Raw genomic sequence first — 14,834 nt, forward strand, 5'->3', positions numbered from 1 at the left:
TAGGCCCGGTAAGCGCAGCGCCACCGGGCAACCATTGCCACCGTGTCCAGAACGCGACAGCCATTGTCAGTGCCGATAAAGCAGCGCGCCTGAAATCGATTCACGATAGTGAAAAGACAACAGGAGCGCATCATGCTGAACACACCCGCCGACAAGTACCAACCCTTTCCCCCCCTTTCCCTGCCCGACCGTCGCTGGCCGGAACAACGCATCACCCGCGCGCCGCGCTGGCTCTCGACCGACCTGCGCGACGGCAACCAGGCTCTGGCCGAACCGATGGACAGCACGCGCAAGCTGCAGTTCTGGGACCTGCTGTTAAGCTGCGGGTTTAAAGAGATTGAAGTTGCCTTTCCTTCCGCCTCGCAGACGGATTTCAACTTTGTTCGCCAGCTGCTTGAAGAGAACCGCATCCCGGATGACGTGACGATTCAGGTGCTCACTCAGGCACGGGAAGATCTCATCCATCGCACTTTTGAATCCCTGCGCGGCGCGAAGCAGGCGACCGTGCATCTGTATAACGCCACCGCTCCGCTGTTCCGCCGCCTAGTATTCGGCATGGATAAAGCACAAATCGTTGAGCTGGCCACCCGCGCCACGCGGCTTATCCGCCAGCTTTGTGAAGAGAACCCTGAAACCCGCTGGCAGTACGAATACTCTCCGGAAACCTTCTGCTTTACCGAGCCGGAATTTGCGCTGGAGATTTGTGAAGCCGTGGCGGAGATCTGGCAGCCTTGCGACGAACGCCCGATGGTGATCAACTTACCCGCCACCGTCGAAGTGAGCACGCCGAACGTCTATGCCGACCAGATCGAGTACTTCTGTCGCCATTTCAGCCGCCGCCGCGATGTCTGCATCAGCGTGCATCCGCATAACGACCGCGGTACCGGCGTCGCCTGCGCGGAGCTGGCCGTAATGGCGGGGGCTGACCGCGTGGAGGGCTGTCTGTTTGGTAACGGCGAGCGCACGGGCAACGTCTGCCTGGTGACGCTGGCGATGAACCTCTACAGCCAGGGCATTAGTCCCAATCTGAACTTTAGCGATATGAATCGGGTGGTCGAAACGGTAGAGACCTGCAACCAGTTGCCAGTCCATCCGCGCCATCCGTGGGCAGGACGGCTGGCCTATACCGCCTTCTCCGGCTCGCACCAGGACGCAATCAAAAAAGGCTTTGATGCCCGCAGGCCTGGCGATCGCTGGGAGATGCCTTACCTGCCCGTCGATCCCCAGGATATCGGCTGCACCTACGAAGCGGTGATCCGCGTAAACAGCCAGTCAGGGAAAAGCGGCAGCGCGTGGCTGATCGAACAGAATCATGGTCTGAAACTGCCCCGCGCCCTGCAGCAGGATTTCAGCCAGCACGTGCAGCAGGAAACCGACCGTCACGGAAAAGAGATGACGCAAAATGCGCTGTGGCAGCTGTTTCGCACCCGCTACGGGCTGGTCGCAGACCCGCACTTTGCCCTGCAATCCTACCGCAGCGACAGCCAGCAGGACGGCCAGCTGCGTTTGACGGCCAGCGTCGCCACACAGGGAGGAACGCGCCAGCTGGAAGGTCACGGCAACGGTCTGCTCTCCGCCGCCGCTCACGGCCTGAGCCGCTGGGTCAACGCCCCGTTCGTGATTAAAGATTATCACGAGCATACGTTAGGCGAACGCAGCGACAGCCGCTCGGTGGCCTACATCCGCTGCCTGTTTCAGGACGGCAGCAGCCGCTGGGGCGTGGGCATTGATAGCGACGTGGCGCGCGCGTCGCTTCAGGCGCTCTTTAACGCCGTCAGTCGTTCTTAAAGTAATCGCTGGGGGAGACGCCCATCACCCGACGGAACATGGCCGTAAAGGCGCTGTGGCTGCCGTACCCCAGATCCAGCGCCACGCGCAATACCGGCTGGCCCTGCGCCAGCCGCACTAAGGCTTCCAGCAGACGCGCCCTTCTCAACCACTCGCCGTAGCTTAAACCCGTCTGCTGATGAAAATGGCGGTTCAGGGTGCGCTCGCTCATGTTCATCAGGCTCGCAGCCTGCGCGCTGCTCCAGCTTTCCCCCGTGTTTTGCCGGATTTGCAGACACAGGCGACGTAGCGCCTCACTTTCCGGCTCCGGCAGGTGAAACGGCAGCACCGGCATAGTGCGGATTTCATCGAGAATGAGCTCATAGACGCGCTCATCCCGGCTTCCGGGTGAGTACGATTCAGGTAAAGCAAGGCAGACGAGGATCAGCTCGCGCAGCAGCGGCGCGATCTGGACGATCTGGCAGGTGGCGGGAAGATCGGCCCGCGCCAGCGGATCGATAAACAGCGTTCGCGCCGCCACGTTGCCGGTAATGCGCAGGGAATGCCGCGTGCCCGCAGGCAGCCAGACGCCGCGACCGGGAGGCACAACCCAACAGCCTGATGCGGTATCCACCCGTACCACGCCGCTCAGGGTGTGCAGCAGCTGCGCGCAGTCGTGCTTGTGCCAGGGTTCGCTGTCACCATGAACGTAATCATGGGCAAACGGAACGAGAGGACGGTGGATAAAGGAGAAGGTTAAGGTTGTGGTCAAAGGAGGCACCAGCACAATGTAGGCCCGGTAAGCGAAGCGCCACCGGGCATCCACAGGCACAATACTAGATGTGCAGTTCCTGCAGTTTTTCTTTCGGCAGGGCCAGCTCTTCGTTGCTGTTCACGCGAACGTCGCGTTCGATGATGTGGCGCGCGATCTCCTGCGCTTCTTCCAGAGAGTGCATCTGGTAGGTGCCGCACTGGTAAACGTTCAGCTCAGGGATCTGGTTCTGCTCTTTCACCTTCAGCACGTCTTCCATGGCCGCTTTCCAGGCATCTGCCACACGTTTCTCTTCAGGCTGACCAATCAGGCTCATGTAGAAACCGGTACGGCAGCCCATCGGAGAGATATCGATGATCTCAACGCCGTTGCCGTTCAGGTGGTCACGCATGAAGCCAGCGAACAGGTGTTCCAGCGTATGAATGCCTTTCTCCGGCATCACTTCTTTGTTTGGCACGCAGAAGCGCAGATCGAAGACGGTGATCGTGTCGCCGTGCGGGGTGTGCATGGTCTTCGCCACGCGGACTGCAGGTGCTTCCATACGGGTATGGTCGACAGTAAAGCTATCTAATAACGGCATACGTCACCTCCGATAGTGATTTTTTTTAAAATAAACTGAACTCTTCTACAGAATGCGCGTCTGAGTATATGAAAGACGCGCATTTGTTATCATCATCCCTGAATTCAGAGATGTATATTTTGGCCACAGCGATGTGGCCTTTTTCTTTTCTGCTTAAGCCTGCTTCGCCAGAAACGCCTCAAACGACTCGGTATCCGCCGCTTCAACCTCTTTCTGACGCACAACGGACGCTTCGCGTTCCGCGACAAAATCTGATTCGCTCAGGATTTCTAACGGCTCCTGGATCAGCATTTCACGGTACTCCGCCGAGAGTGAGCGCCCCGTACCACCAATGCCCTGATCAATCATAGAACGCAGAATGCGCGCTGAGAACGTCAGTTCCGGGTTATCAAAGCACGCCACCAGCTGGTCGCAAATCTGTTGATACGCGTCGCCGCCGTCGATGCTGTCCATCGTCCGGGCAACACGCTTCAGGTCACGGAACAGATCTTTGCCGACTTTCGTCAGCGGGAACTGTGCCGTTTCGCAGCCGATACCCAGCGTCAGGCCAGGTTTACGCCCTTCCAGAATCACGCGGTTCCAGTTTGTACGGGTGCAGAGCAATTCGTCTGAACTCATTTCCGGCGCATCCGCCAGCACGCACCAGACCATAAACAGATCCAGGAAGCGAATCTGCTGTTCATCAACGCCAATCGGTGAGAACGGGTTGATATCCAGCGAGCGCACTTCAATGTATTCGATCCCGCCGCGCTGCAGCGCATCCGACGGGGTTTCGCCGCTGCGCGTCACTCGCTTAGGACGAATTGGCGCATACAGCTCGTTTTCAATCTGCAGGACATTGCTGTTGATCTGCAGGCGCTTACCGTCTTTTTCGAGGCCGATTTTTTCGTACTCTTCCGACGGGGTTTTGATCGCCCGCTTCAATCCTGCCACATATTCGTGCAATTCGTTAAACGTAATACCGAGATTGCTTTGCGATTTATTGGTATAGCCGAGATCGCTCAGACGCAGAGAGGTGGCGTACGGAAGATAGTACATTCCGCAGTCGGTCTTCTCGAACGGCAGCGTCGTCGGTTTCCCCTGCAGGAACGAAGAACAGATCGCCGGGGAGGCACCAAACAGATACGGGATCACCCAGCCGAAACGGTAGTAGTTGCGTATCAGGCGGAAGTAGCCTGCTGAGATGGCGTCTTTATCCGTTTCACCGCATTTCGCCTGCCAGAACGCCATTGGCAGCGAGAAGTTGTAGTGCACGCCAGAGATGGTCTGCATCAACGCGCCGTAGCGATTTTTAAGACCTTCGCGATAGAGCGTTTTCAGCCGACCAATGTTTGACGTGCCGTACTGCGCCAGCTCAATCTCCTGGCCCTGCTCGATATAGCACGGCATGCTGAGGGGCCACATACGCTCATCGCCGAGATTGCGCGCGGTGTAGCGATGGATATCGCGCATAATCGTCAGCATATGATCAATATCACCCTCTACTGGGGTGATGAACTCCAGCAGCGCTTCAGCGAAATCGGTTGTGATCCATTTATGTGTCAGCGCCGAGCCTAACGCCTTCGGGTGACCCGTCGTCGCTAAACTGCCGTCCGCGTTAACGCGCAGCGTTTCACGCTCAAGACCACGCTGAATACCCTTCAATGCCTGAGGGTGGTTTTCCAGCCAGGCCAGCGCCTGAGATACGTCCGGGATCAAATTGACCTCCCGCCTGTCAAAGTAATGTTACTCAGCATAATTGTAATGGTTGACGATTGAAGGTCGCGTATTCATTCCACCAATTAGTGCCACCACGTCATACCCTGTAGTGTTGCCCACGCCACGAGAACATAGCGCAACGCCTTGCCAAGGCACAAAAAAAAGAGCACCGGTCCCCAGGAGATGCGCATCCATCCCGCCAGCAGACACAGTAAATCGCCTATTACAGGCATCCAGCTTAATAACAGCGTGGCAGCGCCATAGCGTTTTAGCCAGCCGACTGCCTTTTCCTGCCAGCGCGATTTTTCGCGCAGCGGAAAGAAACGCCCAAGAATAACGTTAGTCAGCCCTCCAAGGCTATTACCCATTGTTGCTATTAATACAAGCAGCCAGGGCTGACTCACGCCGGACAACAGCATCGCCACCAGCACCACTTCCGAATTGCCCGGTAACAGCGTGGCGCTGAGAAAACTGCTGGCGAATAATGAGGCAAGTGACAGCGCGTCACTCACAGTAAGCGTACATCCACCGCATCCATTCCGGCATCACGCGCGGCCTGGATCCCAAAATCGGCATCTTCAAACACGACGCACTTTGCCGCCGGGACGCCCATTAATTCTGCGCAAAGCAGGAAGGTGTCCGGTGCGGGCTTGTGACGTTTAACATGATCGGCGGCGACCACGGCAGAAAAATAGTGGCGCAGGCCAAGATGATTGAGCAAGGCTTCTGCAATCGCGCTTTCGCTGCCCGTCCCCACCGACATCGGGCGACGCCCGTGCCACTCTTTTACCACATCAATCAGTGGCAAAGGACGTACGGTATCTAAAAGCATGGCTTTTACCGCATCGGTTTTTTCGCGTGCGAGCAGGTGCGGGTCGAGATCGGCCTGATTCAGTTCAATCACGGCCTGTGCAATACGCCAGGTGGGGGAGCCGTTGAGGGCGATCATCGCCTGAAGGTCGAAACGCATACCGTAGCGGCCCAGGACGTCGGTCCAGGCTTGACGATGCGTGGGTTCGGTATCCAGAAGGGTACCATCCATATCGAAGATCAAACCGTCATACTGTGCGTACATCGTGCTCTCGCTAACCGATTAACAAAGCATTACTTTATCGTAAATGGTGGTTTTTGTCGCTGACAGAGAGAGTGATTGCTGACGGAACGTCGAAGGAATAAACAAAGAAGGAGAAGATGGTGCATCCGGGAGGATTCGAACCTCCGACCGCTCGGTTCGTAGCCGAGTACTCTATCCAGCTGAGCTACGGATGCATCGGGAAATGCTTTTAGAAACAGTAATGGTGCATCCGGGAGGATTCGAACCTCCGACCGCTCGGTTCGTAGCCGAGTACTCTATCCAGCTGAGCTACGGATGCATCAGGGTACTGCTTTCAGAAATAGTAAATGGTGCATCCGGGAGGATTCGAACCTCCGACCGCTCGGTTCGTAGCCGAGTACTCTATCCAGCTGAGCTACGGATGCATCGGGATTTACTACTGTACTGCTCGATATTCATATCACTTCTAAAGCAATATGAAGTAATAGATGGTGCATCCGGGAGGATTCGAACCTCCGACCGCTCGGTTCGTAGCCGAGTACTCTATCCAGCTGAGCTACGGATGCAAAATGGCGGTGAGGCGGGGATTCGAACCCCGGATGCAGCTTTTGACCGCATACTCCCTTAGCAGGGGAGCGCCTTCAGCCTCTCGGCCACCTCACCACACAACGCCTCTTTCGAGTGCTTCGAGTAACTCGTTAAGAGCTTCTCGTCGCTGCGTGGCGCATATATTACTTTCTGGGACTTATAAGTCAAACAATTTTCCAAAAGCTTTTATCGTTTGCACAAATCACACGCAATTCGCATGTAAAAGCCGCAAAGAGGGTGTTTTATAAGCGGATTTTGCAGGCATCTTCACAGAAAACTGATGCGGAAAGGACAGTGTTGGGACGAGATAAGGGTAACGGAGTGGTCAAAAAGAGAGCGATTGAAATTAAACGGTAACTTTGCGCAGGAAAAATAGCGGGAGGGTTGCGTCTCGCCCGACAGCGAGACGCGACAATATCAGTAACTGGACTGCTGGGATTTTTCAGCCTGGATACGCTGGTAGATCTCTTCACGGTGGACAGATACTTCTTTAGGAGCGTTAACACCAATACGTACCTGGTTACCCTTTACCCCTAAAACTGTCACGGTGACCTCATCCCCAATCATGAGGGTCTCACCAACTCGACGAGTCAGAATCAGCATTCTTTGCTCCTTGAAAGATTAAAAGAGTCGGGTCTCTTGTATCCCGGCATTATCCATCATATAACGCCAAAAAGTAAGCGATGACAAACACGTAAAGTGTAAGCAGTCACGGCATCACATTCTGTTAAACGTAAGTTTAGCCGATATACACAAACTCAACCTGACTTTATCGTTATCGATAGCACAGTGAACAAGACGCCATAACGTTACCGCTATGGCGTCTGCTTGTGCTTTGTAGTTATTACAGTTTCGCGCTTACCCAGCTTTCAACGCTGGCTAATGCCGCAGGAAGTGCCGCCGCATCCGTACCACCGGCTTGCGCCATGTCCGGACGACCGCCACCCTTGCCGCCCACCTGCTGAGCGACCATGCCAATCAGTTCCCCTGCTTTTACGCGGTCAGTCACATCCTTAGAGACGCCCGCAATCAGAGAAACCTTACCTTCTGCTACTGTCGCCAGCACGATAACGGTAGAACCAAGCTGGTTCTTGAGATCGTCGACCATAGTACGCAGCATCTTAGGCTCAACGCCCGCCAGATCGCTGACCAGCAGTTTGACGCCCTTAATGTCTACAGCCTTGCTGGAGAGGTTTGCACTCTCCTGCGCCGCAGCCTGCTCTTTCAGCTGCTGCAGCTCTTTTTCCAGCTGGCGAGTACGATCCAGCGCAACGCGCACTTTCTCGCCCAGGTTCTGGCTATCGCCTTTCAGCAGCTGCGCGATATCGTGCAGCTGATCGCTCTGCGCATGCAGGCTGGCAATCGCGCCTTCACCGGTCACCGCTTCAATACGACGCACGCCTGCCGCCGTTCCCGACTCGGAAACGATGCGGAACAGGCCGATGTCACCGGTGCGCGAGGCGTGCGTACCGCCGCACAGCTCGGTAGAGAAGTCGCCCATGCTCAGCACGCGAACGCGCTCGTCGTATTTCTCGCCAAACAGCGCCATCGCACCTTTTTTCTTCGCGTCTTCGAGATCCATGATGTGGGTCTCGATTGGCAGGTTACGACGGATCTGCGCGTTCACCAGATCTTCCACCGCGCGGATTTCAGACGGCTTCATCGCTTCAAAATGCGAGAAGTCGAAGCGCAGCACTTTATCGTTAACCAGAGAACCTTTCTGTGCAACGTGGGTACCGAGCACGTCGCGCAGGGCAGCGTGCATCAGGTGGGTTGCCGAGTGGTTCAGACGAATGCGCGCGCGGCGAGCTTCATCAACGTTAGCCTGGACGCCCTCGCCCACTTTCAGAGAACCGGAAACCAGTTTGCCCTGGTGGCCAATCGCCTGACCGTATTTCTGGGTGTCGGTCACGCTGAAGCTAAAGCCATTGCCTTTCAGCTCGCCTTTATCGCCAACCTGGCCGCCGGATTCGGCGTAGAACGGCGTTTTGTCCAGAATGACTACGGCTTCCTGGCCCGCGCTGATGCTGTCTACGGCTTTACCGTCAACAAACAGAGCGGTCACTTTGCCGGTCAGTTCCAGCGCCTCATAGCCTTTGAATTCAGACGCGCTGTCAACGCGGATCATCGCGTTGTAGTCTGCACCGAAACCGCTGGACTCGCGCGCACGACGGCGCTGCTCTTCCATCGCGGCTTCGAAGCCCGCTTCGTCAACTTTGATGTTACGCTCGCGGCAAACGTCCGCCGTCAGGTCAACCGGGAAGCCGTAGGTGTCGTACAGGCGGAAAGCGGTTTCGCCGTCCAGGGTGTCGCCCTTAAGCTTCGCCAGCTCTTCGTCCAGCAGCGCCAGACCGCGCTCCAGCGTGCGGGCAAACTGCTCTTCTTCGGTTTTCAGAACCTGCTCAACCTGCGCCTGCTGGCGTTTCAGCTCGTCACCTGCTGACCCCATCACGCCAATCAGTGGCCCAACGAGTTTATAGAAGAAGGTGTCCTTCGCGCCCAGCATGTTGCCGTGACGAATAGCACGACGAATGATACGACGCAGCACGTAGCCACGGTTTTCATTCGACGGGATAACGCCGTCGGCAATCAGGAACGCGCAGGAACGAATGTGGTCTGCGATAACGCGCAGCGATTTATTATTCAGGTCGGTCGCGCCGGTGACTTCCGCAACGGCTTTGATCAGGGTGCTGAACAGGTCAATCTCATAGTTGGAGTTAACGTGCTGCAGTACCGCGGCAATACGCTCCAGACCCATACCGGTATCAACGGAAGGCTTCGGCAGCGGCTCCATGGTACCGTCGGCCTGACGGTTGAACTGCATGAAGACGATGTTCCAGATCTCAATGTAGCGATCGCCGTCTTCTTCCGGGCTGCCTGGAGGGCCACCCCAGATGTGGTCGCCGTGATCGTAGAAGATCTCGGTGCACGGACCGCAAGGACCGGTGTCACCCATCTGCCAGAAGTTGTCAGACGCGTATGGCGCGCCTTTGTTATCACCGATGCGAATAATACGCTCGCGCGGGATACCGACCTCTTTTTCCCAGATTTCGTAGGCTTCGTCATCGGTTTCATAGACGGTAACCCACAGACGCTCTTTCGGCAGGTTGAACCAGTTTTCACCGGTCAGCAGTTCCCACGCGTATTGAATGGCATCGTGTTTGAAGTAGTCGCCGAAGCTGAAGTTACCCAGCATTTCGAAGAAGGTGTGGTGACGCGCGGTGTAACCGACGTTTTCCAGGTCGTTGTGTTTACCGCCCGCACGCACGCAACGCTGTGAGGTTGTGGCGCGGGAATAATTACGCTTGTCGAGACCAAGGAACACATCCTTGAACTGGTTCATCCCGGCGTTGGTAAACAGCAGAGTCGGATCGTTGTTCGGTACCAGGGAGCTGCTGGCAACAACCTGGTGTCCCTTACTATGGAAAAAATCGAGAAACGCCTGACGGATCTCAGCGGTGCTCTTGCTCATAATTATCCTGAAATCAAGCTAACGAAATGTCGTAGCCAGCCTGTATCGGTAAACCGTTGGACAGACCAGCTACTGGAAAAAGTGGGAATAAGATAAGTTTTCTTTAGTGGGAAGTAAAATCCCGCATGCGTTCAATCGGCAAAATTACGCCAGATATCCTGAATATCTTCCATCAGGAAGCCGCGGTAGAGCAAAAAGCGCTGGATTTTGACTTTTTCTGAAAATTCACGCGGCAGCGGTTCGCCGTACTTACGAATGGCCTGCTCTTTTGCCAGCTCGCACCAGTCAATGTCGCACTCGCGCATCGCTTTTTCGATGGACTCCCGGGCCACCCCTTTCTGGTTCAGCTCCTGCCGGATGCGCGCAGGGCCGTAGCCCTTGCGGCCGCGGCTGGCGAGAAAGCGGGAAGCAAAGCGATCGTCATCCAGGTAATGATGCTCATAGCACCAGGCCACCACGCGGTCGTAGTCTTCCGCCGTGGCATCAATCTCTTCCGGCCCGTTTTTACTCATCACCGGAGCCGACAGCTTCCGCCGCAGCTCCTGCTCACTGTGGTCACGCACGGCCAGGATGCGCACCGCACGATCCAGCAAGCGCGCGTAGGCGGGTCGGCGTGATGTCGGTTCACTCATAAAAAACCTGTAGAATCAGAAATGCAAAAAGGGCCGCATCAGCAGCCCTTCATCTTTACACGAGAGACTTAAAAGTCTTCGTTGGTTTCTTCAGCATCCGCAGCATCGACTACGAAATCAGGTTTGGAGTCCTGGTTGTTCAGCAGAAGCTCGCGCACCTTCTTCTCAATCTCTTTCGCCGCAGCCGGGTTCTCTTTCAGCCAGGAGATAGCATTCGCTTTACCCTGACCAATCTTGTCACCGTTGTAGCTGTACCAGGCGCCCGCTTTTTCAATCAGCTTCTCTTTCACGCCCAGGTCAACCAGTTCACCGTAGAAGTTGATCCCTTCACCGTAGAGGATCTGGAACTCAGCCTGTTTGAACGGTGCAGCGATTTTGTTCTTCACAACCTTCACGCGGGTTTCGCTACCGACGACGTTTTCACCCTCTTTCACCGCACCGATACGGCGGATATCCAGACGGACAGACGCGTAGAATTTCAGGGCGTTACCACCGGTTGTGGTTTCCGGGTTACCGAACATCACACCAATTTTCATACGGATCTGGTTGATGAAGATCAGCAGCGTGTTGGACTGCTTCAGGTTACCGGCCAGCTTACGCATCGCCTGGCTCATCATACGTGCCGCGAGGCCCATGTGAGAGTCGCCGATTTCACCTTCGATTTCCGCTTTTGGCGTCAGTGCGGCAACGGAGTCAACAACGATAACGTCAACCGCACCGGAGCGCGCCAGCGCGTCACAAATTTCCAGCGCCTGCTCACCGGTGTCCGGCTGAGAACACAGCAGGTTGTCGATGTCCACGCCCAGCTTACGCGCATAAACAGGATCCAGAGCGTGCTCGGCATCGATGAACGCACAGGTTTTACCTTCGCGCTGTGCCGCAGCAATCACCTGCAGCGTCAGGGTAGTTTTACCGGAGGATTCTGGCCCGTAGATCTCTACGATACGGCCCATTGGCAGGCCGCCCGCGCCCAGCGCGATATCCAGAGAAAGCGAACCGGTGGAGATCGTTTCCACATCCATGGTACGGTCTTCACCCAGGCGCATGATGGAGCCTTTACCGAATTGCTTTTCGATCTGGCCCAGTGCTGCCGCCAACGCTTTCTGTTTGTTTTCGTCGATAGCCATTATTACTCCTGTCATGCCGGGAGAAGCGACTGTGCTTCACCGTGGATTTCTGTTCTGTTGGTGCAATTATACTGTATAGTCATACAGTATCAAGTGTTTTGTAGAAATTGTTGCCAGAGCGTTTTTAACGCATATTCCGTTGCCTGACGGCGCACGCTTTCGCGATCGCCGCTGAAGCACTCCCGGCGGGTGATCCCTTCCCCTTTAGACGTGGCAAACCCAAACCAGACGGTGCCAACAGGCTTCACGTCGCTGCCGCCGTCCGGCCCCGCGATGCCGCTAATGGAAATCGCGTAATCTGCCCGCGCCGCCTTGAGCGCGCCAATGGCCATTTCAATGACCACCGGTTCGCTGACCGCGCCATGCTGTTCCAGCGTAGCTTCACGCACGCCAATCATTTGTGCCTTAGCTTCGTTACTGTAGGTCACAAAACCGCGTTCAAACCAGGCGGAACTGCCGGCAATATCGGTAATCACTTTCGCCACCCAGCCGCCGGTGCAGGATTCCGCGGTGGTCATTGTCGCCCCACGCTGCTTAAGCGCCAGGCCAACGATCTCGCTAAGCTGCATCAATTCATGGTCAGTCATTCTCGCTCCAGGCATCAGAAAAACGTGCTGCACAAGATAGCACTTTCTCGTCAGATGTGGGGATGCGCTTCAGGTTTTACGAGGGGGCTTCAGAAAAAAGCCGGTGCAAACGCACCGGCCGTGGAAGAGGTTATTTCATGCTGTCGGCGAGGGTATTCACATTGTGGCGGAACGCCTTGACGTAGGTGTCTGCCACGCCGCCTTTTGCTGACAAGGCCTCCGGGTAAAGTTCTCCCCCTGGCTGCGCGCCCGTCGCCGAGGCAATCTGCTTCACCAGACGCGGATCGAGCTGGTTTTCCATAAACCAGGTTTTTACGCCGTCGGCTTTGATCTGATTGATGATCTCAGCAACCTGCGCCGCGCTGGCCTCGCTCTCTGAAGAGAGTCCTTGAGGTGCCATGAAGGTTACGCCATAAGCGCGGCTGAAATAGCCGAAGGCGTCATGGCTGGTCAGCACCTTGCGCTTCGCCTGCGGGATCTGGCTAAAGCGCGTTTTGGCCCAGCTGTCCAGCAGGTTGAGCTGCGTGATATAGGGTTTACCGGAGGCTTCCAGCGCGGCTTTGTCCTGCGGATCGGCTTTCACCAGCCCGTTAAGAATATTTTGTGCATATAACGCCCCGTTCGCCGCGCTGTTCCACGCGTGCGGATCGGTCACGGTCTTTCCATCTTCCTCAAGCGTGTGCGTTTTCACGCCTGTTGAGGCGATGACCAGTTGCCCTTTGAACCCGGAGGCTTTCACCAGGCGGTCAAGCCAGCCCTCCAGCCCCAGACCGTTCACCACCACCACATCGGCCTTGCTCAGCGCCGCGCTGTCCTTCGGCGACGGTTCGAAGGTATGCGGATCGCCGTCCGGTCCCACCAGCGTCGTCACCTTCACATGATCGCCGCCCACCTCCTGGGTGATGTCCCCCAGTATCGAGAAGCTGGTGACCACATTCAGCGTTTTCGCCATCACGGCCTGCGACATCATCCCCAGCGCGAGCGCCACTGCCACTACTAGTCCTGTACGTTTCATCGTTTCCCCTTGCGTTAAAAATACGCCCGCAGACTGCCAGCGAGCCTGCTTCGCGTACCCAATAAAATGGAAATAAAGAACTGCGCGCTGGCGGTGAGCACAATGGATGGCCCGGCCGGGAGACTCATCGCCCAGGAGAGGCTCAACCCCAGCCATGCGCAGACAATACCGCTGATGCCCGCCATCAGGAGTAACGCCGGTAGCGTGCGTACCCAGCAGCGTGCCGCCACGGCTGGCAGCATCATCAGACCGACGGCCATCAGCGTGCCGAGCACCTGAAAACCGGCCACCAGGTTAAGAACCAGCAGCGCCAGAAACAGTCCGTGCAGCAGGCCGGGCAGCCAGCGGGCGTTCACCTGTAGCCAGGCGGTGTCAAACGCTTCGGTAACCAGGCCGCGATAAAACATCGCCAGTACGATGAGAGTGAACATGCACACGCCTGTGACAAACAGCGCGGCGTCGTTGTCCACGGCGAGGATGGAGCCAAACAGCAGATGCAGCAGATCGACATTCGACCCACGAAGCGATACCAGCGTGACCCCCAGCGCCAGTGAGCCAAGATAAAATCCGGCAAAGCTGGCATCTTCCTTAAGCGGCGTGCGTCGGCTGACCAGACCGGCCAGCAGCGCCACGGTAATGCCCGCGACAAAACCGCCGATACTCATTGCCAGCAGCGACAGGCCGCTGAGCAGGTATCCCACGGCGACGCCCGGCAAAATAGCGTGAGAAAGGGCATCGCCCATCAGGCTCATCCGGCGCAGCTGGAGGAATACGCCGAGCGCGGTGGTGCTGATAGAAAGCGCCAGGCAAACCACCAGCGCGCGGCGCATAAAGCCGTACTCGATGAACGGCTGGAAGAATGTGTGCCAGATCATGCCACCCTCACCCGCTCGGTTTTCCACTGAGGCACATCAGCATCCAGCCGCAACGTCTGCGGGAAGTGGCGCGACACGCGCTCGCTGTCGTGCAGTACCGCGAGCAGCGTTTGCCCCTGCATATACATCTCCAGCATCACATCCATCAGCACGTTACAGGTGGCTTCATCGATGCCGGTAAAGGGCTCGTCCAGCATCACCAGCGGCGCCTGCTGTACCAGGACGCGGGCAAACAGCATGCGCTGGAACTGGCCGCCGGAGAGCTCATCAATGGTGGATGATGCCATGGATTCCAGCCCGACCCGCTCAAGCGCGCTGGCAATACGCAACCGCGTTTCGCGACGAAACCCGGAAAGCAGCGAAATGCCCGGCCAGCAGCCCATGCTGACGACATCGCGCACGGTCAGCGGAAACTGCGCCTCCAGCGCGTGACGCTGTGCCAGCCAGCCAATCACCGGGCGCTTCCCCTGCCAGCGAAAACCGCCGCTTACGGGTGGGATAAAACCGGCGAGCGTTTTCAGCAGCGTGGATTTACCGCAGCCGTTGGCCCCAACAATGGCGGTCATGCTGCCGCGTTCAATGACGCCCGAAAGCGCGCGCGTGACGGGCCGGTGGTCGTAACCCGCAACCAGTTCATTCATCACGATCATGGCAATGCCACCGCCCA

The 14,834-nt window shown here is 56.7% G+C and carries 14 protein-coding genes and 5 tRNA genes; 1 reads left to right on the forward strand and 18 read right to left on the reverse strand.

Annotated elements, in window-relative coordinates; genetic code table 11:
* The first annotated feature begins 132 nt into the window (after positions 1–132).
* Positions 133–1,788: a 2-isopropylmalate synthase gene (gene leuA / locus B498_RS19890; protein ID WP_008499537.1), complete on the forward strand. Its 1,656-nt coding sequence runs from the start codon at positions 133–135 to the stop codon at positions 1,786–1,788.
* Here the strand turns inward: leuA and B498_RS19885 are convergent.
* From B498_RS19885 to B498_RS19800, 18 genes are all read right to left on the reverse strand, one after another.
* Positions 1,775–2,539, reverse strand: coding sequence for an AraC family transcriptional regulator (locus tag B498_RS19885; RefSeq protein WP_025912371.1), 765 nt, complete (start codon positions 2,537–2,539; stop codon positions 1,775–1,777). The two genes, leuA and B498_RS19885, sit on opposite strands and share 14 nt — an antisense overlap.
* A 64-nt stretch (positions 2,540–2,603) precedes the next feature.
* Positions 2,604–3,119, reverse strand: a complete 516-nt coding sequence (luxS, locus tag B498_RS19880; protein WP_008499539.1) for an S-ribosylhomocysteine lyase — start codon at positions 3,117–3,119, stop codon at positions 2,604–2,606.
* Positions 3,120–3,272: 153 nt separating this feature from the next.
* Positions 3,273–4,817, reverse strand: coding sequence for a glutamate--cysteine ligase (gene gshA, locus B498_RS19875; protein WP_008499540.1), 1,545 nt, complete (start codon positions 4,815–4,817; stop codon positions 3,273–3,275).
* Between the two features lie 83 nt (positions 4,818–4,900).
* Positions 4,901–5,329 carry a YqaA family protein gene (locus B498_RS19870; RefSeq protein WP_008499541.1) on the reverse strand — a complete coding sequence of 143 codons (429 nt, stop codon included), beginning with the start codon at positions 5,327–5,329 and terminating at the stop codon, positions 4,901–4,903.
* Complete coding sequence (gene yqaB / locus B498_RS19865) at positions 5,326–5,892, reverse strand: fructose-1-phosphate/6-phosphogluconate phosphatase (RefSeq protein WP_008499542.1); 567 nt, start codon at positions 5,890–5,892, stop codon at positions 5,326–5,328. Before yqaB ends, B498_RS19870 begins: the two co-directional genes overlap by 4 nt.
* Positions 5,893–6,009: 117 nt before the next feature.
* Positions 6,010–6,086: transfer RNA gene (locus B498_RS19860), tRNA-Arg, on the reverse strand.
* A 27-nt stretch (positions 6,087–6,113) separates the two neighbouring features.
* Positions 6,114–6,190 (reverse strand) — tRNA-Arg (locus B498_RS19855).
* A gap of 29 nt (positions 6,191–6,219) precedes the next feature.
* Positions 6,220–6,296: transfer RNA gene (locus B498_RS19850), tRNA-Arg, on the reverse strand.
* A gap of 64 nt (positions 6,297–6,360) precedes the next feature.
* A tRNA-Arg gene (locus B498_RS19845) sits at positions 6,361–6,437 on the reverse strand.
* 4 nt (positions 6,438–6,441) lie between these two features.
* A tRNA-Ser gene (locus tag B498_RS19840) sits at positions 6,442–6,534 on the reverse strand.
* Positions 6,535–6,876: 342 nt separating this feature from the next.
* Positions 6,877–7,062 carry a carbon storage regulator CsrA gene (gene csrA, locus B498_RS19835; protein WP_000906486.1) on the reverse strand — a complete coding sequence of 62 codons (186 nt, stop codon included), beginning with the start codon at positions 7,060–7,062 and terminating at the stop codon, positions 6,877–6,879.
* 241 nt (positions 7,063–7,303) lie between these two features.
* Entirely contained in the window at positions 7,304–9,931 is a 2,628-nt protein-coding gene (gene alaS / locus B498_RS19830; RefSeq protein ID WP_008499543.1) for an alanine--tRNA ligase, read from the reverse strand.
* A 131-nt stretch (positions 9,932–10,062) separates the two neighbouring features.
* Positions 10,063–10,563, reverse strand: coding sequence for a recombination regulator RecX (recX, locus tag B498_RS19825; protein WP_008499544.1), 501 nt, complete (start codon positions 10,561–10,563; stop codon positions 10,063–10,065).
* A 68-nt stretch (positions 10,564–10,631) separates the two neighbouring features.
* Positions 10,632–11,690 carry a recombinase RecA gene (gene recA, locus B498_RS19820; RefSeq protein WP_008499546.1) on the reverse strand — a complete coding sequence of 353 codons (1,059 nt, stop codon included), beginning with the start codon at positions 11,688–11,690 and terminating at the stop codon, positions 10,632–10,634.
* An 89-nt stretch (positions 11,691–11,779) separates the two neighbouring features.
* A complete protein-coding gene (pncC, locus tag B498_RS19815) occupies positions 11,780–12,277 on the reverse strand; it encodes a nicotinamide-nucleotide amidase (RefSeq protein WP_008499547.1) in 498 nt (165 codons plus the stop codon).
* Positions 12,278–12,407: 130 nt separating this feature from the next.
* On the reverse strand, positions 12,408–13,292 hold the full coding sequence (locus tag B498_RS19810; protein ID WP_025912374.1) for a metal ABC transporter substrate-binding protein: 885 nt from the start codon (positions 13,290–13,292) through the stop codon (positions 12,408–12,410).
* A gap of 14 nt (positions 13,293–13,306) precedes the next feature.
* Positions 13,307–14,167: a metal ABC transporter permease gene (locus tag B498_RS19805; RefSeq protein ID WP_008499549.1), complete on the reverse strand. Its 861-nt coding sequence runs from the start codon at positions 14,165–14,167 to the stop codon at positions 13,307–13,309.
* On the reverse strand, positions 14,164–14,817 hold the full coding sequence (locus tag B498_RS19800) for a metal ABC transporter ATP-binding protein (protein ID WP_008499550.1): 654 nt from the start codon (positions 14,815–14,817) through the stop codon (positions 14,164–14,166). Before B498_RS19800 ends, B498_RS19805 begins: the two co-directional genes overlap by 4 nt.
* Positions 14,818–14,834: the final 17 nt, after the last annotated feature.

Source organism: Enterobacter sp. SST3 (assembly GCF_000286655.1).
Classification (GTDB): domain Bacteria; phylum Pseudomonadota; class Gammaproteobacteria; order Enterobacterales; family Enterobacteriaceae; genus Enterobacter; species Enterobacter roggenkampii.

Coding starts and splice junctions, on each gene's coding strand:
- leuA (WP_008499537.1), top strand. CDS start 133: ATGCTGAACACACCCGCCGACAAGTACCAACCCTTTCCCCCCCTTTCC.
- luxS (WP_008499539.1), bottom strand. CDS start 3,119: ATGCCGTTATTAGATAGCTTTACTGTCGACCATACCCGTATGGAAGCA.
- yqaB (WP_008499542.1), bottom strand. CDS start 5,892: ATGTACGCACAGTATGACGGTTTGATCTTCGATATGGATGGTACCCTT.
- csrA (WP_000906486.1), bottom strand. CDS start 7,062: ATGCTGATTCTGACTCGTCGAGTTGGTGAGACCCTCATGATTGGGGAT.
- alaS (WP_008499543.1), bottom strand. CDS start 9,931: ATGAGCAAGAGCACCGCTGAGATCCGTCAGGCGTTTCTCGATTTTTTC.
- recX (WP_008499544.1), bottom strand. CDS start 10,563: ATGAGTGAACCGACATCACGCCGACCCGCCTACGCGCGCTTGCTGGAT.
- recA (WP_008499546.1), bottom strand. CDS start 11,690: ATGGCTATCGACGAAAACAAACAGAAAGCGTTGGCGGCAGCACTGGGC.
- pncC (WP_008499547.1), bottom strand. CDS start 12,277: ATGACTGACCATGAATTGATGCAGCTTAGCGAGATCGTTGGCCTGGCG.
- B498_RS19810 (WP_025912374.1), bottom strand. CDS start 13,292: ATGAAACGTACAGGACTAGTAGTGGCAGTGGCGCTCGCGCTGGGGATG.
- B498_RS19805 (WP_008499549.1), bottom strand. CDS start 14,167: ATGATCTGGCACACATTCTTCCAGCCGTTCATCGAGTACGGCTTTATG.
- B498_RS19800 (WP_008499550.1), bottom strand. CDS start 14,817: ATGATCGTGATGAATGAACTGGTTGCGGGTTACGACCACCGGCCCGTC.